At 58.0% G+C, this 20,840-nt stretch carries 19 protein-coding genes; 8 read left to right on the forward strand and 11 right to left on the reverse strand.

Features of this window, described 5'->3' with window-relative positions; genetic code table 11:
- The first annotated feature begins 126 nt into the window (after positions 1–126).
- Complete coding sequence (gene cls / locus C5F71_RS12705) at positions 127–1,566, forward strand: cardiolipin synthase (RefSeq protein WP_104911243.1); 1,440 nt, start codon at positions 127–129, stop codon at positions 1,564–1,566.
- Between the two features lie 136 nt (positions 1,567–1,702).
- On the opposite strand, the gene cfaB is transcribed toward cls, so the two are convergent.
- From cfaB to C5F71_RS12730, 4 genes are all read right to left on the reverse strand, one after another.
- Positions 1,703–2,887, reverse strand: a complete 1,185-nt coding sequence (gene cfaB, locus C5F71_RS12715; RefSeq protein WP_092232436.1) for a C17 cyclopropane fatty acid synthase CfaB — start codon at positions 2,885–2,887, stop codon at positions 1,703–1,705.
- A gap of 86 nt (positions 2,888–2,973) precedes the next feature.
- The gene (locus C5F71_RS12720) at positions 2,974–3,756 is read right to left on the reverse strand and encodes a DNA-binding domain-containing protein (protein ID WP_104911245.1); all 783 of its coding nucleotides are present in this window, start codon (positions 3,754–3,756) and stop codon (positions 2,974–2,976) included.
- A complete protein-coding gene (locus C5F71_RS12725) occupies positions 3,747–4,592 on the reverse strand; it encodes a DUF692 domain-containing protein (RefSeq protein WP_104911246.1) in 846 nt (281 codons plus the stop codon). The genes C5F71_RS12720 and C5F71_RS12725 overlap by 10 nt, the downstream gene beginning before the upstream one ends.
- Positions 4,593–4,654: 62 nt before the next feature.
- Positions 4,655–4,909: a hypothetical protein gene (locus C5F71_RS12730; protein WP_092232427.1), complete on the reverse strand. Its 255-nt coding sequence runs from the start codon at positions 4,907–4,909 to the stop codon at positions 4,655–4,657.
- A 203-nt stretch (positions 4,910–5,112) separates the two neighbouring features.
- Here C5F71_RS12730 and C5F71_RS12735 point away from each other — a divergent pair, with 203 nt between their 5' ends.
- The 6 genes from C5F71_RS12735 to C5F71_RS12760 are packed head-to-tail and all read left to right on the forward strand — an operon-like array spanning position 5,113 to position 10,799.
- Complete coding sequence (locus C5F71_RS12735; protein WP_104911247.1) at positions 5,113–5,736, forward strand: CDP-alcohol phosphatidyltransferase family protein; 624 nt, start codon at positions 5,113–5,115, stop codon at positions 5,734–5,736.
- Between the two features lie 10 nt (positions 5,737–5,746).
- Positions 5,747–7,501 (forward strand): bifunctional alpha/beta hydrolase/class I SAM-dependent methyltransferase, encoded by a 1,755-nt coding sequence (locus C5F71_RS12740; protein ID WP_104911248.1) that lies wholly within the window; start codon positions 5,747–5,749, stop codon positions 7,499–7,501.
- A 2-nt stretch (positions 7,502–7,503) separates the two neighbouring features.
- Complete coding sequence (locus C5F71_RS12745; RefSeq protein WP_104911249.1) at positions 7,504–8,802, forward strand: phosphatase PAP2/dual specificity phosphatase family protein; 1,299 nt, start codon at positions 7,504–7,506, stop codon at positions 8,800–8,802.
- On the forward strand, positions 8,792–9,235 hold the full coding sequence (locus C5F71_RS12750; RefSeq protein WP_029290110.1) for a hypothetical protein: 444 nt from the start codon (positions 8,792–8,794) through the stop codon (positions 9,233–9,235). Before C5F71_RS12745 ends, C5F71_RS12750 begins: the two co-directional genes overlap by 11 nt.
- 9 nt (positions 9,236–9,244) lie before the next feature.
- Positions 9,245–9,865 (forward strand): 1-acyl-sn-glycerol-3-phosphate acyltransferase, encoded by a 621-nt coding sequence (locus C5F71_RS12755; RefSeq protein ID WP_104911250.1) that lies wholly within the window; start codon positions 9,245–9,247, stop codon positions 9,863–9,865.
- A gap of 1 nt (position 9,866) precedes the next feature.
- A complete protein-coding gene (locus C5F71_RS12760; protein ID WP_092232415.1) occupies positions 9,867–10,799 on the forward strand; it encodes a phosphatidate cytidylyltransferase in 933 nt (310 codons plus the stop codon).
- An 80-nt stretch (positions 10,800–10,879) separates the two neighbouring features.
- Here the strand turns inward: C5F71_RS12760 and C5F71_RS12765 are convergent, their stop codons facing one another.
- Genes C5F71_RS12765 through C5F71_RS12795 form a run of 7 tightly spaced genes read right to left on the reverse strand, consistent with a single transcriptional unit; the run spans position 10,880 to position 19,060 of the window.
- On the reverse strand, positions 10,880–14,053 hold the full coding sequence (locus C5F71_RS12765) for a hypothetical protein (RefSeq protein WP_104911251.1): 3,174 nt from the start codon (positions 14,051–14,053) through the stop codon (positions 10,880–10,882).
- A gap of 15 nt (positions 14,054–14,068) precedes the next feature.
- A complete protein-coding gene (locus C5F71_RS12770) occupies positions 14,069–14,875 on the reverse strand; it encodes a glycosyltransferase family 2 protein (protein ID WP_092232409.1) in 807 nt (268 codons plus the stop codon).
- Positions 14,876–14,886: 11 nt separating this feature from the next.
- A complete protein-coding gene (locus tag C5F71_RS12775; RefSeq protein WP_070996626.1) occupies positions 14,887–15,243 on the reverse strand; it encodes an SMR family transporter in 357 nt (118 codons plus the stop codon).
- Positions 15,244–15,245: 2 nt separating this feature from the next.
- Positions 15,246–16,079, reverse strand: a complete 834-nt coding sequence (locus C5F71_RS12780; RefSeq protein WP_104911252.1) for a sugar phosphate isomerase/epimerase — start codon at positions 16,077–16,079, stop codon at positions 15,246–15,248.
- Positions 16,076–16,861: an NAD(P)-dependent oxidoreductase gene (locus C5F71_RS12785; RefSeq protein WP_104911253.1), complete on the reverse strand. Its 786-nt coding sequence runs from the start codon at positions 16,859–16,861 to the stop codon at positions 16,076–16,078. The genes C5F71_RS12780 and C5F71_RS12785 overlap by 4 nt, the downstream gene beginning before the upstream one ends.
- A gap of 25 nt (positions 16,862–16,886) precedes the next feature.
- Entirely contained in the window at positions 16,887–18,035 is a 1,149-nt protein-coding gene (locus tag C5F71_RS12790; protein WP_104911254.1) for an FAD-binding oxidoreductase, read from the reverse strand.
- Entirely contained in the window at positions 18,035–19,060 is a 1,026-nt protein-coding gene (locus tag C5F71_RS12795) for a glycosyltransferase (RefSeq protein WP_092232398.1), read from the reverse strand. Before C5F71_RS12795 ends, C5F71_RS12790 begins: the two co-directional genes overlap by 1 nt.
- Before the next feature lie 808 nt (positions 19,061–19,868).
- Between C5F71_RS12795 and C5F71_RS12800 the strand changes: the two genes are divergently transcribed.
- Positions 19,869–20,837 (forward strand): bifunctional GNAT family N-acetyltransferase/nucleoside diphosphate kinase regulator, encoded by a 969-nt coding sequence (locus C5F71_RS12800; RefSeq protein ID WP_104911255.1) that lies wholly within the window; start codon positions 19,869–19,871, stop codon positions 20,835–20,837.
- Positions 20,838–20,840 lie beyond the last annotated feature (3 nt).

A 20,840-nucleotide genomic window follows, 5' to 3' on the forward strand; every position in this document is an offset into this window, starting at 1 on the left:
TAACTCCTGGGTAATTGTCGGCGTTAGACGTCGCAAAGCGGTCGGCGTTGCACGCTCAATAAAATAGCGACAATCGCTGCCGAACATGGTCTGTTACGCATTGGATTGTCAGGAGTAATGTTGTCCATGGATTTCTTCGGCCCGCACTTGCTCGGCTACTTCATCGCCACCCTGCATTTTCTCGGTTCCCTCGCCGCCCTGCACGCGGTGCTGACCGTGCGCACCGCCCAAGGCTCGATTGCCTGGGCGCTGTCGCTGATGTTCATGCCTTACCTGACGCTGATCCCGTACCTGATCTTTGGCCGCAGCAGCTTCGATGCCTACATCCAGGCCCGTCGCCAGGCCAACCAGGAAATGCACAAGGCAATCACCGAGCTCAACTGGCGCCCCTGGGTCGAAGAAGCCCTGGCCGCGCGCAACTCCCATGCCTATGCCTCCCTGCGCGCCATGCCCAAGCTGGGACGCATGCCGTGCCTGGCCAACAACCAAGTGCATTTACTGGTCAATGGCGATGCAACCTTCAACGCCATCTTCGACGCCATCCGCGCCGCCAAGACGGCCGTACTGGTGCAGTTCTTCATCATTCATGACGATGAACTCGGGCGCCGGTTGCATGACCTGCTCAAGGCCAAGGCCGCCGAAGGCGTGGCCATCTACGTGCTGTATGACCGTATCGGCAGCCACTCCCTGCCCCACCGCTATGTGCAATCGCTGCGCGACGCCGGGGTGCAGATCAAGGCGTTTGCCACCCGCAGCGGCTGGTTCAATCGCTTCCAGGTGAATTTCCGCAACCATCGTAAAATTGTCGTGGTCGATGGCCTGACCGGTTTTGTCGGCGGGCATAACGTCGGCGATGAATACTTGGGTAAGAAACCCCCGCTCGCCCCCTGGCGCGACACCCATGTGCAAGTCAGCGGCCCGGTGGTGGCCTGCCTGCAGGAGTCGTTTGCCGAAGACTGGTTCTGGGCCGCGCGCGAGCTGCCACCACTGATCCTGCCCGACACTTATGCCGATGACGGCGTGCTCTGCCAATTGCTGGCGAGCGGCCCGGCGGACCCGTATGAAACCTGCTCGCTGTTTTTCGTTGAAGCGATTCATGCAGCGACTGAGCGGGTGTGGATCACCAGCCCGTACTTCATCCCCGACGAAGCGGTATTCGCCGCGCTGCGCCTGGCGGTGTTGCGTGGGGTGGACGTGCGCCTGCTGCTGCCGTCACGCCCCGACCACCGTATTGTCTACGCCGCATCCAGCCTGTACGCGATTGAAGCAGTACGTGCCGGGGTCCGGGTGTTCCGCTACAAGCCGGGCTTTTTGCATCAGAAAGTGGTGCTGGTAGACCGCGAAATCACTGCCATCGGCAGTGCGAACCTGGACAACCGTTCGTTCCGCCTCAACTTTGAAGTGATGTTGCTCACGGTCGATGCCGCCTTCGCCAGCGAAGTGGAACATATGCTGCTGGACGACTTTGCCCAGGCCCACGAAACCAGCCAGGAAGAAAGCCAACAGACGCGCCGCCTGCAGCAATTGGGCATGCGCGTGGCGCGCCTGATTTCCCCGATCCTTTAGCCAGCACCAAACCAAATGTTGCCTGCGATGCAGAATCCGCGTTCTTTCAGTTACCGCGCGGTGATGCAATCGCAGGCAAGCCAGCTCCCACACAAGCTCAGCTCCCGCATTCAGTCTTTCAGAGGGGGCAACAGTCTCAGCGGTAGAGATCTTCCCGCGTCCACGGCAACTCATGGCTGCCATCCGCATGGGGTTTGACCGCCAGGATCTGGTGCAGGTTGATCCAGCCCCGAGCAAACGCATACGCGCAACCCGCCAGGTACAGGCGCCAGATGCGCAATGCCTGGGCCGGCACCATTTTCGCCGCCGCTTCCAGGTTGTCTTCCAGGCGCTCGCTCCAGTGATCCAGGGTGCGCGCGTAATGCAAGCGCAGGCTTTCCACGTCGACCACTTCCAGGCCGACTTCGCTGATTTCAGCGCTGATCATCACCAGGTGCGGCAGTTCGCCATTGGGGAACACGTAACGCTCGATAAAATCCCCTGCACCACGCCCCACCGGGCGGCCATCGGTATGTTTGGCGGTGATCCCATGGTTGAGCACCAGGCCACCTTCGCGCACGGCGCCGAACAGGGTCTGGCAGTACTGCGCCAGGTTGGCGTGGCCGACGTGTTCGAACATGCCGACGCTGACCACTTTGTCGAACCGCCCGTCCTGGGGCAGGTCGCGGTAGTCGAGCAACGCCAACTCCACGTGGTCCTCCAAGCCCTCGGCGACCACTCGCTCCCTGGCCAGTGCCAGTTGTTCCTTGCTCAGGGTGATACCGAACACCTTGACCCCAAACTCACGCGCCGCATAACGCGCCAGCCCGCCCCAGCCACAACCGACATCCAGCAGATACTCCCCAGGCTGCAGGCGCAGCTTGCGGCACAGGTGGCGGAATTTGTCTTGTTGGGCCTGGTCGAGGGACTCGCTGCCGGTCTCGAAATAACCGCAGGAATAGGCCATGTCACGGTCCAGCCACAGCTGGTAAAACTCGTTCGACAGGTCGTAGTGGTAAGAAATCGCGGCGGCATCCGTGGCCTTGTCGTGGATCGAGCGCACCGGTCCGGCCTGCTCATCGTCGTCGATCAGCGCGTGGCTCAATTCGTCACATACCCGGATTACATCGCTGATGGAGCCTTCGAGCTCCAGTTTGCCTTCGACGAAGGCAGCGCCCAGGGAGTCGAGCGTGGGATGGGTCAGTTGCGTCACCATCACCGGGTCCTTGACCACAATCGTGACGCTGGGCTCCGGGCCCAGGTTGAACTCATGGCCATCCCAGAGTCGCAGACGCAGCGGTAGCTGAAGATTCTGTAAGGCCGGTGGAAGTTGCGCGAGCATGAGTAGTCCCCCCTTGTTTCAGACGTCTGAAATGAGGGTAGACCATCCATAAAAAAGTAGCTGGCTATCGATTCAATAGCCGCCTTCTATGGTGCTCGACGTTGCAGCAAACCGTCCTCAACCCACTGTTTCAACCACGTGACAGCTTGCAGCGGCGCGCCCTCTTGATAAGTGACTGCCAATTCGGCGCACAGTTCTGAAAAAGTCCAACCCTGATCGGCCATCCCGGCCAAGGCGTACGCCTCGGTAGGCTCCAGGCTGCGGTAGCGACACACTTGCTGGTCACGCCAGATCAGGCATACCTCGGCCTGCTGCAACGCCAGGCTGCCGGGAAACGCCGCCTGCGCCTTGACCGCACGCCAGATCTGCAGGCTGTTGAAGCGGCACAACACCTGCTGCACCGACGACCCCCACTCGACCTGCAACGATGGCCAGGCCTCGGGTGCCAGCCGAGCCATGTCTTCCAGGGCCAGCGGCTGGCCCGCAGGCGCATCAAACGCCAGGGTAAACGCCCATTCCAGGCGTGCCAGCTCGGCCAACGGTGCACTTTGTGCGGCAACTAGGTACTCGCCGATAAAACCTTCAAACCGCTGCCCCAGCCAGCGCAAGCTGAAATGCGCCGAGGGATAACGCTGTACATAAGCGGCCACCAGCCCGGCAAATTCATCATCCCCCAGCCAATGCCACACGGTCGGAAAATCCCCCTGCATCACTTCCAGCAAACGGGCCCGATAAGCGTTGTGGTAGATCGCAAGGCCAGTGTCCACGTCCAGGGTCGGGCCACCGATCAAGGTGCTGGCAAAACCGCCCTCGTCGGCGTCTGCCAATAGATGACGTTCAAATGCCAGTTGCCAATCGATCAGGCGCATAGCGACCTCCGGGCCAAGGCGCCAGCCCCCAACTCACGGGCCTTGGCCAATTCATCGAGTAGCTCGGCAAACGGCGGGAAATGGTCATCGCGCTCCAGTAGCGTCGCTACCGGGCCCAAGTGTTCCAGGGTCTGTTGAAACAACTGCCACACCGGATCGCAAACCGGATGGTCATGGGTATCGACCACATAGTCGCCATAGTCCATATGCCCGGCCAAATGCAGCTGGCGGATACTCTGCGGCGGCAGGTTGCGAATAAAGGTCCAGGCATCGAAACCGTGATTGCGCGAGCTGACATACACGTTGTTGATGTCCAGCAGCAGTTCGCAACCACTGAGGTGGCTCAAGGCGTTGAGGAATTCCCACTCGGTAAAGTCATCGGCCTTTGAGCGCACATAGCTGGAGACATTCTCCAGCACCAGCGGGCGCTGCAGCACATCCTGCACCTGCCGCACGCGGGCGGCGACGTGGTAAAGGCTTTCCTCGGTGTAGGGCAGCGGCAACAAATCATGCAGTTGATGGGCGTTGCCACGGCTCCAGCACAGATGGTCGGAGACCCACGCCGGCTTGACCCGGTCGGCCAATTGCTTGAGTTGCTTGAGGTAGTGCATATCGAGGGCATGGGGCCCGCCGATGGACAGGGAGACGCCATGCATCACCAGCGGATAGCGCTCGGCGATGGCGTCCAGGTAGTACAGGGCTTTACCGCCCTGGACCAGATAATTCTCGGAGACGATCTCGAACCAGTCCACCTGCGGCGACTGCTCGACGATCTGCTGATAGTAAATGCTGCGTAGCCCCAGGCCGTAGCCCAGGCAAGGAACCGATACCGACATGACGAACTCCTGGAAAGTGTCCGCAGCGACGTGCACACCGCTGCAGGATCACGTACTCGCGGTTATTCGCCGACTTTGCCGCCAGCCGCATCACAAGCAGCCTGGGTCATCGCCTTGAAACCGTGCCCCTTGCACACGGCCTTGCCTTTACAGGCGTTTTCAGCAGTCTTGCAGTCGTTCATGCCTTTGCAGGAGGTCACGCCATAGCAATGCACCTTCGCTTCATCGGCCGCCTGGACCTGGGTCGCGACACCGGCAAACATCGTGGCGGCAGCAATGGCCAGGGCAGCACCGGAAACGGCGTTCTTGAAGTTCATTGTGGTAATCCTCATAGGTCTGTAGGGCGTCGGCTGAACGGTTTGTCCAGTCCCGACACAGCACTAGAGTGAGGTGCCTGATGGGCGTTACAGCGTGATCGACATTTTTATGTGCTGCCGGCGGGCACTAGTGCCCACGGCGATTTATCGTCACACTCGCACCAGCTTTTTCGCGGGATCACGGACAAGGAAGCGTCACTCTCATGATTTCGATCTATCAGCTCAAACCGCGTTTTCAGAACCTGCTGCGGCCCCTGGTCCAGCGCCTGTACGACAACGGCACCACCGCCAACCAGATCACCGTGCTGGCGGGAGTCGTGTCGCTGCTGGTGGGCCTGCTGGTGGCGGGTTTCGCCGAGCATGCCTGGGTGTTCGTGTTGATCCCGCTGTGGATGATCCTGCGCATGGCCCTCAATGCCATCGACGGCATGCTCGCCCGGGAGTACGGTCAACAGTCGCGCCTGGGCGCCTACCTCAACGAACTGTGCGATGTGATCGCCGACAGCGCACTGATCCTGCCGTTCGCGCTGATCCCCGGGGTCGGCCTGGCGCCGGTGCTACTGGTGACACTGCTGGCGGTGTTCAGTGAATACGCTGGCGTACTTGGGCCGATGGTCGGCGCATCGCGGCGCTATGACGGGCCGATGGGCAAGAGTGATCGGGCGTTCGTTCTCGGCGTACTGGCCACTGGCGTAGCCCTGGGTTGGCTCGGCGCCGGCTGGGTGGATGGCGTGATGTGGCTGGTGGCTGCATTGCTCGCCTACACCCTGGTCAATCGAGTGCGCCAGGGCCTCAAAGAACAACAAGAAACCCCTCCGACGGCATAAGGATCTTGCGATGCGCGAACAGCAACAGCACACCTTCAGCACCCATGACGGCGTAGAGCTTTTCTACCGGCACTGGCCTGCGACCACCGCGACCGGGCCTGAGCCACGCCAGGCGATCCTGCTGTTCCATCGGGGCCACGAGCATTCCGGGCGCATCGCGCACCTGGTGGATGAGCTGGACCTGCCGCACTTTGATTTCTTCGCCTGGGACGCCCGTGGCCACGGCCAATCCCCCGGCGAACGTGGCGACAGCCCCAGCTTTGCCACCAGCGCACGGGACGTGCAGACCTTCTGCGACCATATCGGCGCAACCTACGGCATTGAGCCCGCCAACCTCGCCGTCATTGCCCAAAGCGTCGGCGCGGTGATCGCCGCCACCTGGGTCCATGACTACGCCCCCAACATCCGCGCCCTGGTGCTTGCCTCCCCGGCATTCAAGGTCAAGCTCTACGTGCCCTTCGCCCGGCCAGGCCTGGCGTTGATGCGACGCTTTCGCGGCAACTTTTTCGTCAACAGCTACGTCAAGGCCAAGTTCCTCAGCCATGACCCCGAGCGCGTCGCGTCCTACGACACAGACCCGCTGATCACCAAGGCGATCTCGGTGAATGTGCTGCTGGGCCTGTACGAAGCGGCCGACCGCGTAGTCGCCGATGCCCAGGCGATCCAAGTGCCGACCCAACTGCTGATCTCTGGGTCGGACTTCGTGGTGCATCGCAAACCCCAGCAGCAGTTCTTCGAGCGCCTGGGCAGCCTGAAAAAAGAACTGCATATCCTGCCCGGTTTTTTCCACGACACCCTCGGCGAGCGTGACCGCGCCGTGGCACTGGCCAGCGCCAGGCGTTTTATCCTGCAAAACTTCGAACACCCGCTGGACCGCGCCAGCCTGCTGGATGCCGACAAGATCGGCGCGACATGCGCCGAATCCGAATCCCTTGCCGCGCCGCTGCCGCGCAACTCGCTACGTGACCTGTACTGGCGCATGACCCGCGCCAGCATGGGCCTGGGCCGCCAGTTGTCCGAGGGCGTGAAGCTTGGCTTCGACACCGGTTTCGATTCCGGCAGTACCCTGGATTATGTCTATCGCAACAAGCCCACCGGCAAAGGTGCGCTGGGGCGGATGATCGACACCAACTACCTGAACTCCATCGGCTGGCGTGGAATTCGCCAGCGCAAACTGCATGTCGAAGAATTGCTGCGCCTGGCCATGGTCAAGCTGCGGGATGACGGGCGCGAAGTGCGCATCGTCGACATCGCCGCGGGGCATGGTCGGTACATTCTGGAAGCCTTGCAGGGCGTTTCTCCACTGCCGGAATCGATCCTGTTGCGCGACTACAGCGATATCAACGTGCGCGACGGTGGCGCGCTGATCCGCGAGAAAGGCCTGGAAGACATTGCGCAGTTCGTCAAAGGTGATGCCTTCGACCGGGCCGACCTGGCGGCGCTGGCACCCAAGCCGACACTGGCGGTGGTGTCCGGGCTGTACGAGCTGTTTGCCGATAACGCCATGGTCGGTGGCTCGCTCGCCGGCCTGGCCGAGGCCGTGGAGCCCGGTGGCTACCTGGTGTACACCGGCCAACCGTGGCACCCGCAACTGGAACTGATCGCCCGCGCCCTCACCAGCCATCGCCAGGGCCAGGCCTGGGTGATGCGCCGTCGCAGCCAGGCGGAAATGGATCAACTGGTGGAGGCGGCGGGCTTTCGCAAGATCACCCAGCGTGTGGATGAGTGGGGCATCTTCAGCGTCTCGCTGGCGCAGAAGATCTGAGCATGCGCGAACCGGGACTTTTCAAACCAGCGCTGCTGTGGCTAATGCTGTTGGCGCCGCTGTTTTTCGGCACCTACGGCTTTGCCACGTGGGTGACCAGCCAGCGCAGCGACGTCGGCACCCTGGTGTTCGGCTGGGAAACCCATATCCCGTTCTGGGCCTGGACCATCGTGCCCTACTGGTCGATCGACCTGCTCTATGGTTTCTCTCTGCTGCTGCCCAACAGTCGCCATGAGCTCAAGCAACATGCACTGCGCCTGCTCAGTGCCCAGTTGATTGCGGTGAGCTGCTTCCTGCTCTGGCCGCTGCGCTTCACCTTTGAGCGCCCGGAAATGGACGGCGTGTTCGGTTGGCTTTTCGCGGTGCTGGCGGGGTTCGACAAACCGTTCAACCAGGCGCCTTCGCTGCATATCGCCCTGCTGGTGATCCTGTGGGTGATGTACCAGCGGCATAGCCAAGGCCTGTGGCGCTGGCTGGTGCATGGCTGGTTCGCGCTGATCGGCATTTCGGTGTTGACCACTTACCAACACCACTTTATCGACTTACCCACAGGCGCCCTCGCCGGCTGGCTGTGCGTGTGGCTATGGCCGGTAGATCATCCAAGCCCGCTGCTTAATGCGCGCCTGGCCAAAGATCCGAAACGTGGGCGCCTGGGTTTGCGCTACGCCGTGGGCGCCCTGCTGCTGGCGACAGCGGCCTTTACCTGGGGCGGCGCCTGGCTATGGCTGTTGTGGCCGGCCGTCGCGGTGTTGCTGGTGGCGCTCAACTATTGGCTGTTGGGTGCCGCAGGCTTTCAGAAACGGGCCGATGGCCGACTCAGCCCGGCGTCCCGCTGGCTGTACGCGCCTTATCTCGCGGCGGCGTGGCTCAACTCGCGGCTATGGACACGTAAACACCCACAACCCGATCTGATTGTGGATAACGTATGGCTGGGGCGAATTCCGACGACAGCGCAGCTAAGTTCATTCAATGCCGTGCTCGATCTGTGTGCCGAACTGCCGGTTTATCCACAAGGTCGCGCTTACCATGCCCTGCCCGTCCTCGACCTCACCGCCCCCACACCTGCACAGTGCCTGGAAGCCGCCCAAGCCATTGAACGCTTGCGCGAACACGGGCCCTTGCTGGTGTGCTGCGCCCTCGGCTACTCCCGCAGCGCCAGTGCCGTGGCGGCATGGCTGCTGCACAGCGGGCGCGCCAGCACCGTGGATGAGGCACTGGCTATTATTCGTACAGCACGACCGGATGTGGTCCTGCATGCCAATCACCGTCAAGCCTTGGGAGATCTGCCGTATGCCCGCTGATATGCAACTCCAGGTGGTCGCCAGCCTGCTGCGGCGTGGCCGCTCGCTGGATCAGTTATCCACAGGCCTGACCTTGCTCGGGGTGCTGTTTGGCCTGGCGCAACTGTTGATGGTCAGTATCACGCCGATCTGCCTGCTGCTCAGCCTGTGGATGATTATCCTCGGGCTGCTGCAAAAGTATTGGGCGCTGCGGGTGGCGTTCGATGCCGATCTGTTTGCACTAATGGCCAAGGACATAGAGCGCACCGGCGAACTGGACCAGAGCCTGCAAACCCTGGGCTTGCAACCGGCCAACCGCGCCAGCCGACCCTGGACCGAGCGCCAGCGCGGCGCCCTCAAATTGCTGCGCAAACAGGCTTACCTGCTGGGCGCGCAAGTATTACTGACATTGGCCGTCATCCTGGCCAGCCCGTGGCTGCCCTTCGCCGGATAAGGAATTCCCATGTTCGAACCTGTGGTCGCAACCCTGATTACCTCCATGGCCCGCACAGTGACCGGCGCTCGCAGCCTGTGGCTGGGTTGTGCGCCAGAACCGGTGCAGCGCATCTACTTTGCCAACCACAGCAGCCACGGCGACTTTGTGCTGCTCTGGGCATCCTTGCCGCAGAACCTGCGCAAAACCACGCGCCCGGTGGCGGGCACCGACTACTGGAACAAGAGCGCCTTGCGCCGCTACATCATCAACCGGGTCTTCAATGGGGTGCTGATCGACCGCGAGCGCAAAGACCCTGTAGATAACCCGCTGCAACCGATGCTCGAAGCCCTGGAACATGGCGACTCACTGATCATCTTTCCCGAAGGCACGCGCAACCTGGAGGATGGCCTGTTGCCGTTCAAAAGTGGCCTGTATCACTTGGCAAAGAGTTATCCACAGGCGCAACTGGTCCCGGTGTGGATCGCCAACCTCAACCGCGTGATGCCCAAGGGTCGCGTGCTGCCGCTGCCACTGTTGTGCACCACCAGCTTTGGCGCACCGCTGCAACTGCAGGACGACGAAGACAAAGCCCTGTTCCTCGCCCGCAGCCGCGACGCCCTGCTCGCCCTCGCCCCGGAGCATTCCTGACATGGATAGCCAAACCCTGATGTTGTTCGGCGGCATCGGCATGATCCTGGTGCTCGCCTCGCTGATCGGCCTGATCCTCAAGCTGCGCACCCGCGGCGCACCCAATGCGGTAATCGACAACCTCAACGCCCGCATCAATGCCTGGTGGGTGATGGTGGTGGTGATCGGCATCGCCTTCTGGCTCGGTACTGGCGCGGTGATCCTGTTGTTCTACGCCGTCTCGTTCTACGCCCTGCGCGAATTCCTCACCCTCACCCCCACCCGCCGCAGCGACTACCCAGCGCTGGTCGCCGCGTTCTACCTGGCCCTGCCCCTGCAATACCTGCTGATCTACTTTGACTGGTACGGCCTGTTCTCGATCTTTATCCCGGTCTACGTGTTCCTGCTGCTGCCCATCCTGGCCTCCCTGGGCGGCGACAGCACGCACTTCCTGGAGCGAGCCTCGAAAGTACAGTGGGGCCTGATGATCGCGGTGTTCTGCGTATCCTTCGTCCCGGCCCTGCTGACCCTCGACATCGCCGGCTACGAGGGCCGCAACCTCTTGCTGATCGCCTACCTGGTGATCGTGGTGCAACTCTCGGACGTGTTGCAGTACGTGTGCGGCAAACTGTTCGGCAAACACAAGATCGCGCCCAACCTGTCACCGTCGAAAACCGTCGAAGGCTTTGTTGGCGGAATCCTGCTGTCATCCCTGATCGGCGCAGCGCTGTGGTGGATCACACCGTTCAACCCCTGGCAGTCTTTCCTGATTGCGCTGCTGATCAACCTGCTGGGCTTTGCCGGCGGGATTGTGATGTCGGCGATCAAGCGCGACCGAGGCGTGAAGGACTGGGGGCATATGATCGAAGGACACGGCGGGATGCTGGATCGGCTGGATTCGGTGTGTTTCGCGGCGCCGATTTTCTTTCATCTGGTGCGGTATTGGTGGACCTGAGCAGTACCCCGCAGTGCTGAAACGACAAGACCCGATGTCCGCCAGGGACATCGGGTCTTGTGGGTTTAGAGCGACTTACATCAGTGCTGCCGCTGGTAGAGCCCCAGGTTATCAACCTTGAAACTGCTGCAAGCGCCAGCATTGTCCAAATCGATCCGGATGCCTTTCACATGCTGCAACGTCAACCAACGCGGTGACGCATCCAACGGCACGATCAACGTCCCGTCCTCTGCATTGAAACGAACACTGGAGGCTTCGAACGGCCCTTGTTGCCCGTCTCCCCACCAGAACACCTGCATACGCGGCTCGGCGGCGCGGCCTGAGCAGCGGAACTCGAACTTGAGCAGGCCAGCGTCGTGGCCAGAGATATTAAACGCGGAGAGGTCGAAACTGATGGATGGATCTGAACCGTCAACCCGATACGCGCCTTCTTGCACTGCTAATTGATTTAAGCTTGGGTTCAATTCATCCAGTGATTTGACTCTCACCATTTTTTTGTCCAGGGACGCTTGGGAGCGCCCCCATGCCACCGGGATTTTTTGCAACTCAGCTTTCCCAAAAGCCTTCTGTAACAACGCGGTCTTGTAATCAGCAAGCTCACGAGCGTTTGTTTTTAGTAGTGTCATGGAGTTTTTCGATGTAGAAAAAGCTTCAAGGGGAGGTCCTCCCAACCAAACGCTCTGCCCCGCGACATCAACACGCATTACACGACGTACATCACCCGAGTGAATACGAACTTCATCGCCCACCTTGATGAGGCTTACCAGCGCTGGATCTTCTACATACGCTGCCGCTGCATTTCGGTGCCCCCCCCTCAGCCAGTTAACGTCCGTAAAGTCCATCAGAGGAATATCGATCTGTACTGATTGCGCTTCTACACTGCCTTTTTTGTAACCCAGGATGAAACCATTTACATATGCTGGATCGTAGTTATCAACAATAAAACGATACAGATAAGGATTACGCAGAGCTAGCCCGCCGCCGTCATGGATAACATTCGTCCCTTCCAGTAATGCAACAGTCGGCAGACTTTCTTTCAATGTATCAATGGCGCGTTTTTGTTGGGCTGGCGAAACCATATTGTAGGCCGCGGTCACCGGTAAGATAGGTCGATAACCCAGATAAAAGTACTGCGCATTACGCGACGTCAGGTCCAAGTAAGTCTCACCCGCGGGTACATGCTCAGCTAATACTTTCGAAAGGCTGGTTAACCTCACCCAGTGTTCTTCCTGGACGGAAGCACGTCCGAGGTTGGGCAAGCCAGTACTTGGACCATCTCGTAGCTCGGGTGTGGCAACAGTTGCTGCCGTGGACTGAATTAGATTGTTGATCGCTGTCGTAAACGGCGCATAACCCAAAACCGAACTTATACTCGCCACAATTACAATCATCATCACCCGGGCACCAGAGTCTAGGACTCTCCATACAGCAACCGGCAACAGGATTGCCCAGCCCAGACTCGCGGCCAGTCCTGGGCGGGACATCGCGCCAGGATCGATACGCCCCATTGAATAAGGGATCAACAACAAGACGAAAAACAATACAATAATTAAGGGAAAAGCAGCTACGGCACGACGATTGGCGTCTTTGCACCAGCCGCATATAAGCAGTAAGCAGACCAGCGGAATAGCGATCCAAGACATGCGTACAACTTCAAAAACGAAACCTCGCTGTCCACCAACAACCCAACTCAGACTCCACGGAATACCATAGGCAACCTGGTTGATAGGGCCGTTTTCCAACACATAACGAATCGCCCCCAACAACATTGAGCCGGTAGGGGTGACTAAACCCACAACCAGAATCACTACGGCCATCGCAATAACACCGTTCAAAGACTCTTTCTTGCGATTTTGCCAAACTCGCCAAGCAAAATAAGTCGCCATCAGGCCGCTCGCCGCAGCCAGTAACAACCCTTGCGGCGGAACACCCAATACAGCAATTGGCGCCGTCACCATCCACACAATAAGCCAGTGGGAGGGCCGTACATATAATTTCGGGCTCAACCAAAGGCACAGAAATGGCGTCAGATACAGCCAACTCAAATTCCCAAAAAGGCAGAAAATTGAAATGAATGCGAAACCGATACTACGAGTGAAATAATACAGCGATAGGAAGGAGGCAAACGCTAGGATAGCAAAGGCAAGATTACCTACCTGTGCGATAGTTCCTGCCGAACCGTCATAAAAAACAAATGACAAAAACTGTGTAAAGTCGTCACCAATAATTCCATGAGCGGGGATATAGCCTATATAAGGCACAATCCCATTAAGATATGACCACCACCCCAGCATACTTTCGCCAAAATGGTAATCATCAGGACTCACAACAGGAGAAATTGTATTACCTGCTTTTAATGCAAGTAATAATCCAAAAAAAGCAACAGGTGATAATAGTCCGTATAAATCCTGAGACAGAGAATACTTTCTAAATCGCTTGCTCACATCAATTATGGCCCAGACAACCATACCAATCAGCAAAACTTTCAGCCACACGCTAGTATCATATTTTGAAACGTTGCCGTTAGGCTCCTGTAGCCTTGCGGGGTAAAGAACCAGGTAAAACGTCGAGAGCCCTAGCTGAACGAAAAGGAGTAACTTGGAAACGTTTCGCGAGAAGCCTTTGGGCCTCCAAATGGCATAAATAAGACCTGCCACCCACCCTAAGGCTGCGATGGTATACCCCAACCGCGCCAGCCGCGTGAGATCTATGTCCGATACCATCGCCGCCGGGGCCCGGCCAAGCACTAGTGCCAGTTCTGGTTTTACAAGCACCAGCAAAAGAATACCCAATGCGCCCACACCATAGATGCGTGGATTGACGTCAATCCCCCTTAAAGCACTCGCCGTTGCGGCAACGGCGATAAAAGTAACTCCGGAAATTGAGCCGTAGAAAATCCTTGAGTCTTTCTGCTCAAAAAAAACAAAAGACGCAATGGCAGCAACAGCAGGAAGCGACCACCATAGATACTGAATGGAAAGTTCAAGCGCAGAGTTAGTTCCGAATAATTTTTTCTGCCGCTCTATTGTCGAAGCCAAAAACAAAAACGCACATACAAAGGCAGCAAGAAAAGCGGGGACAGCAATAAGGTCCTGAAATTTTGTCTGCGCCGACCACGTGATACTCCCGACGACGAAATCCGCATACCTTGGTGCGACTGCAACGTCGAGGCAGAAAACTAAAACCAGCGCCGAGAAAATTAAAGCCGCCAGTGCGCAAGAAACCCTTTCATTCATTTCCAGATGCTTGAACATTTCACTACCAGATCTTTAGTTGTACTTGCCAAAACAAGCTCGGAACAATACCGCCAGTACCGAAAGGTTGCCTTTTACGCTGCTGATCTTGGTAGGGACTTCACCTTGGGGATAACGACGTACTGTCGCCAGTTCCACGCAGCGATAGCCCAGTTTCGGCGCTCGGTATGACAGATAGGCAAGTAGTTCATACGTAGTGAACACATCACGGAAGATCGCCATCTTCGGATCAATCAGCATCTTGCGGCTGTAGGCGCGAAAACCCTGGGTGGTATCTGTCCACTTGAAACCGGAAAACAGGCTCAGCATCGGCGCGTGGATAAAACGGATAGCAAAATCGCGGGACTTGGGAGTGTTCTCGGCAACACCACCCTCGACAAAACGTGAAGCCTGGACAAAATCCACACCCTGCTTGAGTGCTTCGATAAAGCGTGGAATAGCCTCGGGATCATCCTTGTCGTTGCCATCAATGGTCACGATACCTTCGTAGCCCTGATCCAGGGCGAAGGCATAGGCGCAGCGCAACTGCGCGCTCAACTTGCCAGGGGCCGTCTTGACCAGCAAGCCACGTACCCCCACCTGTTGCAGTGATTGCAACTCGAGCGAGCCATCAGAACTGCCACCATCAACGATGATAATGTCGGCCATGTCCGCGATGTTGAACGCCGCCATACGGGCGAGCAGGTTCTTGATCCGGTCACCTTCGTTGATGACCGGGATGACCACGCACCACGGGTGCTGGCGACCCAGCCAGAGTGGTGTGTCAAAAGAAGGTACCTGCCAGCCGGCACGTACATCGGGAGCAATATCAGAAGAAGTCATTTTAATTTCCATCAAACGACGCGAGCTGTGATCAGCCCTACGCCAGCAATAACCAGGGCGATGCCGACTCCCGTGGTCCAGTGGAAGGACTCACGGAAAAACAGCAGGGAAAACAGGGCGACCGTCGCGATAGCCCCGGCTGTCAGAACCGGGTGTGCCACGTTCAGAGGCAAACGGGCCAATGCTGCGGCATAGAGCAGGAACGCAGCGCCATACAGGCCCAGACCGACCCAGAACGGCCAGTTGCTGAGCGCCGCCATCGGGTCGCTCAAGGAAGGGAATTTGCGCGGGGGCATCATCGCCATCTTCACCAGGACGCTGGCGGAGGCGTTCGACAAGATACCCAGGATCAAAATGATCCATTTCATGCTCATGCCGTCACCTCGTCGGGGGTGCGGTAATACTCGCGGGCAACCTGCAGCGCACGCTCGATCGATTGCGCATGGGGTTCAGCCTTGGTAGCCACCATCTCAATGGTGACCACATGCCCCGGCAAGTATTGGGCTACGGCACGTGCCATTTTTTCATGGTCGGTACCGCCGTCACCCAACGGGAGCAAGTCAGGTTCACTGGCGTGGATATGCCCGATCAACTCAGCACAGTCATCAAGCACGGTGAATGGATCTTCACCGTTGATTGCCAACGCCCCGGTGTCCAGTTGCATCCGGATAGCCGGATGATCGATTGCCCGCACCACCCCCGCAGTTTCCGCACTGGTGGTCATGAAGTTTGCATCGTAGCAGGTGGGGTTGGGCTCCAGGCAGATCGTCACACCGCTCGCCTGGGCGATATCGCCCAATTGCCGGAAGAACGCCACAGCGGCATCCTGCGCCTGCTGATCGGTCAAACCACTGCGATCACGGTTCTTCGGTGAGCCAAACACAATCCGTGTTGCCCCCAGGCCCGCGCCAATGCGGCACACGCCCGCCAGGTGTTGCAGCAAGTCCGCCTGGCTTTGCACGGAGCCGAACACATTCAGGCCCGTAGTGCCGAACAGCAATGCCTGCATACCGGTCAACGCAATCCCACGCTGCGACCACCAATCCTTGACCCGCGCAATCTCTTCGTCCGTGGCCTTGGCAGGCTCCGGGAAATATTTGCCCGGTGCAATATCAATTGCATCCACGGCAAACCGCCCAAGCAGTTCAGCAATGGCTTCGTCCTCGGTGGTCTCCCAAGCGATATTGGAAATCGCCAGCCTCATGCCTGTGCTCCCGATGCGGCCTTGAGCGGCTCCGACTGCGCGTAGGCCCGCACAGCCTGCACGGTTTCGCGAGCGCTGTACTGGTAACGCCCGGTGCCACCAAACAGCTGCGCATGCTTGGTCTGCATGTCATAGGTAGCAGCAGCATTGGCCAGGGTATTGGTGAAAGGCTTGCCGAAACCCTTCTGCGAAATGTCGGCGACACTCACTGCCTGGGCGGTCAGGTGGACCAGCTTGAGTCCCGCATCGAGCGCGGTCTGGATGTCGTACCACAAGTTGATCATCGGGTAGAACTGGAACACGCCCCGGCTATCGATTGCCTGCAGGTTGTTGTCGTTGAGGAAGTCAAAAATCACGTTTTTACGCAATCCAGGCCCGACGAGCCCCGGCAGGCGAACGATCAAGTGATTCGGAAAATGACTTTCGACGAAGGTTTCCAGCAGCCGACGGTGCAGGCCATAGGCATGCAGGCCGGACTCATCGACCGGAGTGTCTTCATCAACGCCGATGGGGCTTTTGAACACATCAACCGTGCTGATCAGAACGAAGGTCTTGCACTGGATGGTTTTCAGATGGGTGATCAGTGCTTCGATCTTCTGGCGGTCGGCCTCAGGCTCGCGGTTGGCAATCCATTTTTGCGCCGGGGCGCCGGCACAGACCACGAGGTCGAAGGATTTGCCTTCTATCTCACTGATGTTGGTGGACCGGTACAAGTCCCCGAAAGAAGCCTGTTTAAGAAGCGTGCCCCCGACAAACCCGGAGAAACCAATAAGCGAATTCATCTTTTTCCGCTCCAAACCTGAAGTTTTATTGACCTTGATGGGAAAAACTCTCGGTATCCAGTTTTTCAAGCACATCGTAAATGTTGTCTATCTTGCCACCCAGCACGGAAAAGCAACCTGGCAACTCGGCGTGTTTCTCGAAAAGGATCGGGCGTCCATCATCACCTTCATTCTTCACCAGGATGGTCTTGACCTCGAACAGCGAATCCTTGTGTTGGGCCTTGAGCACTTCGGGGATATACCGCCCGACGTCCCTGACCATGCGATCAACCCGTGAATCGCGCTCATAAAGCCGCAGCTTCTCGTAGGGATCGAGGCCTTTTTCATCATTCCAGTGCAAATGCGGCGTATAGCGTACATGGGACAAGGTGTGCAGCCCACGGGCCGGGAACGGCATCAGTGAAAAGAACGGTCCATCCATCACCGTGACACCCAACCCCTCAAGGGATTCGGGCATCTGCATCAAGGCCATCTCCGTGATCTCTTGCTTGAGGCCGGTACTGACCCCCGCGAAATCACCCGCAAACTGATTGAGGCCACTGTACGTACAGTTGAAGACGTACCGGCAGGTCGTCAGCGCCTCCTCGCCCAGAGAGGTTTGGGTGACCACTTGCAAAGGCGCCGCTGCGCCTCTGGAAATCGAAGTGACACGTGTCTGGTAGCGAATCTGCACACCGCTTTCTGCCAGCTCGCGAGCCGCCCAGGCCGCCAGGCGGGTGGTGTCGAACGCATATTCCTCGACCAGGAACACTTCTTCTATCAAGCGTGGCTCGAACAAGTCACGCAGCGCTGGATCGGCAGGTTTTAGGTCCGCACCGATATCCCGGCAAAAGCGCTCGAACTGCTTGGCCGTGACCTTTGAGTTGCGTCGGGCAATAGCATACAGCTTGGTAAAGTCCTGCTTGACCACCTGCGGCCAGTCCTGGACAAACCTGGGCAAGTTGACCCGGCTGCGATAAGCCGTCGTGAAGCTGCGCGGGTAGTGATAGCCGTTGTGCACACGTGCCTGGTTGTTGTAACTGGCGCGCGTCATCAGTGCCGCCTCGCGCTCTACCAACAGGATCCTTTTGAAGCCCCTCTGCTTGGCCAGGTAGACCGCAATGGCTGCACCGTAAAACCCCCCGCCGATAATGACGGCATCCTGCTCAGGCTGGCTGGCTTGGGCGCTCGACATCAGGAAACTCGTTCGGAAGGCTGCGCCTTGATCACGGCCGCATCAGGTGCCACCTCTTCAATGTTCAGCTTCTCGCGCCGGGTCATGCGGGCGCTGGTGAACTCCTGCCCTACATGATAGAGCGGCCCTTCATTCGATAGGCTGGCCATGTTGAGGATGTATTCACCCAGCACCAGCAACACCAGGGAAATCAGGAAAAACATGCCCGACTGCTGGAGCGAGAAACTGATCCAGCCGGGCGCTACATCAGCCTTGAAGATACCCACCGAGATCACATAGACGCAGTACACCAGGTTGGCAACCGCGCCAAACAGCGAAAGGTAGGTCACCAGTCGCATGGGCGCGCGCGTGGTGGAAACCAGTAAGCGCACGCCACGATCGATACTGTCGCCCAGGCGCTTGGGGCTGGAGGCCTGGGGCACGGCACTGTACTTGAGGTAGGCACGGGCAAAACCACCGGTGGCCGGGAGATGCCTGTATGTCATCGAAGGCTGGGGGTGTTGCAGGATGAAATTGATCACACGCTTGCTGAGAATGCGGTACTGAGGCGCTTCCTTGGCAAGGTGAACCCCGTTGAAGCGGTTGTACATACTGTGGAACACCGCGTTGGCCCAACGATAGGCCAGGCTCTGGGTGCTCTTTTGTTCGTTGTGGGCAAAGACAACATCGGCGCCGCTGACCGCCTGATCAAGCATCTGTGGGACGAAGTTGATGTCGTCCACCAGCGGATCGATGACTGCAACATAGTCACCCAAGGCGTTTTCCAGGCCGACCCAGGAAGCGGTATCGGTATCCACTTCCTTGGTCAATGCATAGACCTGCAGGTTGGCCAGGCCTTTCTCGCTGGTCAGGCCCTTCAAGACCATGACACTGTCATCATCGGACGCGTTATCCACAACGATCAGCTCATAGTCGCTGACTGTTTTCGCAATGACTTCGGCGGCTTCGGAGAGTATTTTTTCAATTTTATCGCCCTGATTACGAACGACAAAAACGACAGACAAAAAACAGGGGAAATAAGCCATCACCAACTCTCACAAAAATTAATTAAAAGACTGGATGAGTCGTCTATCCGAGATCGCCATATATAGCCCAAAGGCCTCACACCCCTGACCGAGAGTTTCAGCGCCATAGGGTCATTGCCAAGATGGGGTAGCCATTGCCAAACGTTCAAATCGCTCGTCCTTGAAGCACCAGGCCATAGGCACGCCTGAAACAGCAGCCATGCCAGAAAAACCGGGGTAAGGCAGAATAGACAGAAGCTATCAGACCTGGCACCAGCCCAAATTTGCGCCGGATCATACCACAAAAAATGCGGCCCTCACGACGCCGAAATGGCGCTATGCCAGCGTTTAAAGCACGATAAAAAACACCTCGAAGCCTCTTGAGAAAACATGTTTTCAAAATAGTTTAATGATTAAAAAGTTGACCTTTCGCCCTTAATTAAGTCAGCCATCAGCATTCAATCTGAATAATCTGTAAGTAATTAGTCCCCACTCAAGTGGGGTCTTAACACAGCGACTTTTCAGGATAACCTGCACAAATAAAACACCCCGCGAAGGCATGGGCATCATGGGGGGATGCGGTGATCGATTCATCGACGCTTGTGCAAGACTTTGAAGTTGATCCAGTCACACTGAATTTAGACTGTAAAAACTGGTGCACCCAGTAATGACACGACACCCACCTACATTTGATGGAGCCACTTACGGCGAACCTCTGGGTAGGACCAAGGGGCAGGATTCGGCAAAACGGTGATTTCCTCAAACTCTCCAGGCTGTTCGGCATTCCTCGCGTTATGTCTTAACATAGCCGGTTGCCGAAAGAACCGTCATGGCCATGACCATGGAGGGCTTCCGCCCTTTTCGACTACAAATAAGTGTGCTGAAGATGAACAAGCCTTTCATTTCGCTGTGCCCTGAAATTACTCGGGCGCATGCGCTGACGCTGATGGACTGGTTGGAGGATGAGCGCGTCACCTGCTACCTGAGCGATTCGCGTGATGTCTCCCGCTCCATCGAGCACGCCATCGATCGGACTCAATTGCCGATCCTGACCCATCTATTCAACCGGGGCGGGCGATTCTTCATGGCCTATGACCGGCATGACGCCCCGGTGGGCTTTGTCCGTCTCATCAAGACCGGCTCAGATTGCGAGATCGTCCTGGTCATCGGAGACAGCGACAAATGGGGCAGGAACCTTGGCGCCCGCACGATCCGCGAGGGCATGAAACTGGCCTTCCTCGACATGCGGGCCAAGAAGCTCATCGCCAAGATCCACCCGGACAACGCACGCTCGCTGAAAGCCTTTCTGCGCAGCGGCTTTGTGCTTGAGAGCGAAACACCGACATTGAAGTCGTTTTCGATGACGGTGGGGCGCTATCTCCAGTCCTTGCGCGAAGGTGCCGTTGGCGACGCCACTAGGATCTACATCACTGAAATCGACAAGGCCAGGCTCGAGAGCCTGATCGTGCTCGAGCCTGGCCCGGCCGTTGTTGAACTCGAACACGAGCTTGAGCGAGCCATTGTCGTCAAGCCACAGCAGGTGGCGCGCAATGTCGTCACGATGAACTCCAGGGCCTTGCTGCAGTTGGACGACGAAGAGATCGAAGTGGCCCTGGTCTACCCCGAAGACGCGGACAGCAAGGCAGGGAAGCATTCGGTGTATTCCGACATCGGCGCCGCCATTTTGGGTTATCAGGAGGGGGACGCCATCGACTGGCGAATTTCTGACCGGACCCGCCGGATTGAGATCAGGAAAGTGCTTTACCAGCCGGAGGCTGCGGGCGACTTCCACCTATAGAGA

Source organism: Pseudomonas sp. LG1D9 (assembly GCF_002949995.1).
GTDB lineage: Bacteria > Pseudomonadota > Gammaproteobacteria > Pseudomonadales > Pseudomonadaceae > Aquipseudomonas > Aquipseudomonas proteolytica.

Coding starts and splice junctions, on each gene's coding strand:
- C5F71_RS12780 (WP_104911252.1), bottom strand. CDS start 16,079: ATGAGGCTGGCGATTTCCAATATCGCTTGGGAGACCACCGAGGACGAA.
- C5F71_RS12720 (WP_104911245.1), bottom strand. CDS start 3,756: ATGCGCCTGATCGATTGGCAACTGGCATTTGAACGTCATCTATTGGCA.
- C5F71_RS12735 (WP_104911247.1), top strand. CDS start 5,113: ATGATTTCGATCTATCAGCTCAAACCGCGTTTTCAGAACCTGCTGCGG.
- C5F71_RS12750 (WP_029290110.1), top strand. CDS start 8,792: ATGCCCGCTGATATGCAACTCCAGGTGGTCGCCAGCCTGCTGCGGCGT.
- C5F71_RS12775 (WP_070996626.1), bottom strand. CDS start 15,243: ATGAAATGGATCATTTTGATCCTGGGTATCTTGTCGAACGCCTCCGCC.
- C5F71_RS12740 (WP_104911248.1), top strand. CDS start 5,747: ATGCGCGAACAGCAACAGCACACCTTCAGCACCCATGACGGCGTAGAG.
- C5F71_RS12770 (WP_092232409.1), bottom strand. CDS start 14,875: ATGACTTCTTCTGATATTGCTCCCGATGTACGTGCCGGCTGGCAGGTA.
- C5F71_RS12790 (WP_104911254.1), bottom strand. CDS start 18,035: ATGTCGAGCGCCCAAGCCAGCCAGCCTGAGCAGGATGCCGTCATTATC.
- C5F71_RS12760 (WP_092232415.1), top strand. CDS start 9,867: ATGGATAGCCAAACCCTGATGTTGTTCGGCGGCATCGGCATGATCCTG.
- C5F71_RS12785 (WP_104911253.1), bottom strand. CDS start 16,861: ATGAATTCGCTTATTGGTTTCTCCGGGTTTGTCGGGGGCACGCTTCTT.
- C5F71_RS12725 (WP_104911246.1), bottom strand. CDS start 4,592: ATGTCGGTATCGGTTCCTTGCCTGGGCTACGGCCTGGGGCTACGCAGC.
- C5F71_RS12745 (WP_104911249.1), top strand. CDS start 7,504: ATGCGCGAACCGGGACTTTTCAAACCAGCGCTGCTGTGGCTAATGCTG.
- C5F71_RS12800 (WP_104911255.1), top strand. CDS start 19,869: ATGGCCATGACCATGGAGGGCTTCCGCCCTTTTCGACTACAAATAAGT.
- cfaB (WP_092232436.1), bottom strand. CDS start 2,887: ATGCTCGCGCAACTTCCACCGGCCTTACAGAATCTTCAGCTACCGCTG.
- C5F71_RS12755 (WP_104911250.1), top strand. CDS start 9,245: ATGTTCGAACCTGTGGTCGCAACCCTGATTACCTCCATGGCCCGCACA.
- C5F71_RS12765 (WP_104911251.1), bottom strand. CDS start 14,053: ATGTTCAAGCATCTGGAAATGAATGAAAGGGTTTCTTGCGCACTGGCG.
- cls (WP_104911243.1), top strand. CDS start 127: ATGGATTTCTTCGGCCCGCACTTGCTCGGCTACTTCATCGCCACCCTG.
- C5F71_RS12730 (WP_092232427.1), bottom strand. CDS start 4,909: ATGAACTTCAAGAACGCCGTTTCCGGTGCTGCCCTGGCCATTGCTGCC.
- C5F71_RS12795 (WP_092232398.1), bottom strand. CDS start 19,060: ATGGCTTATTTCCCCTGTTTTTTGTCTGTCGTTTTTGTCGTTCGTAAT.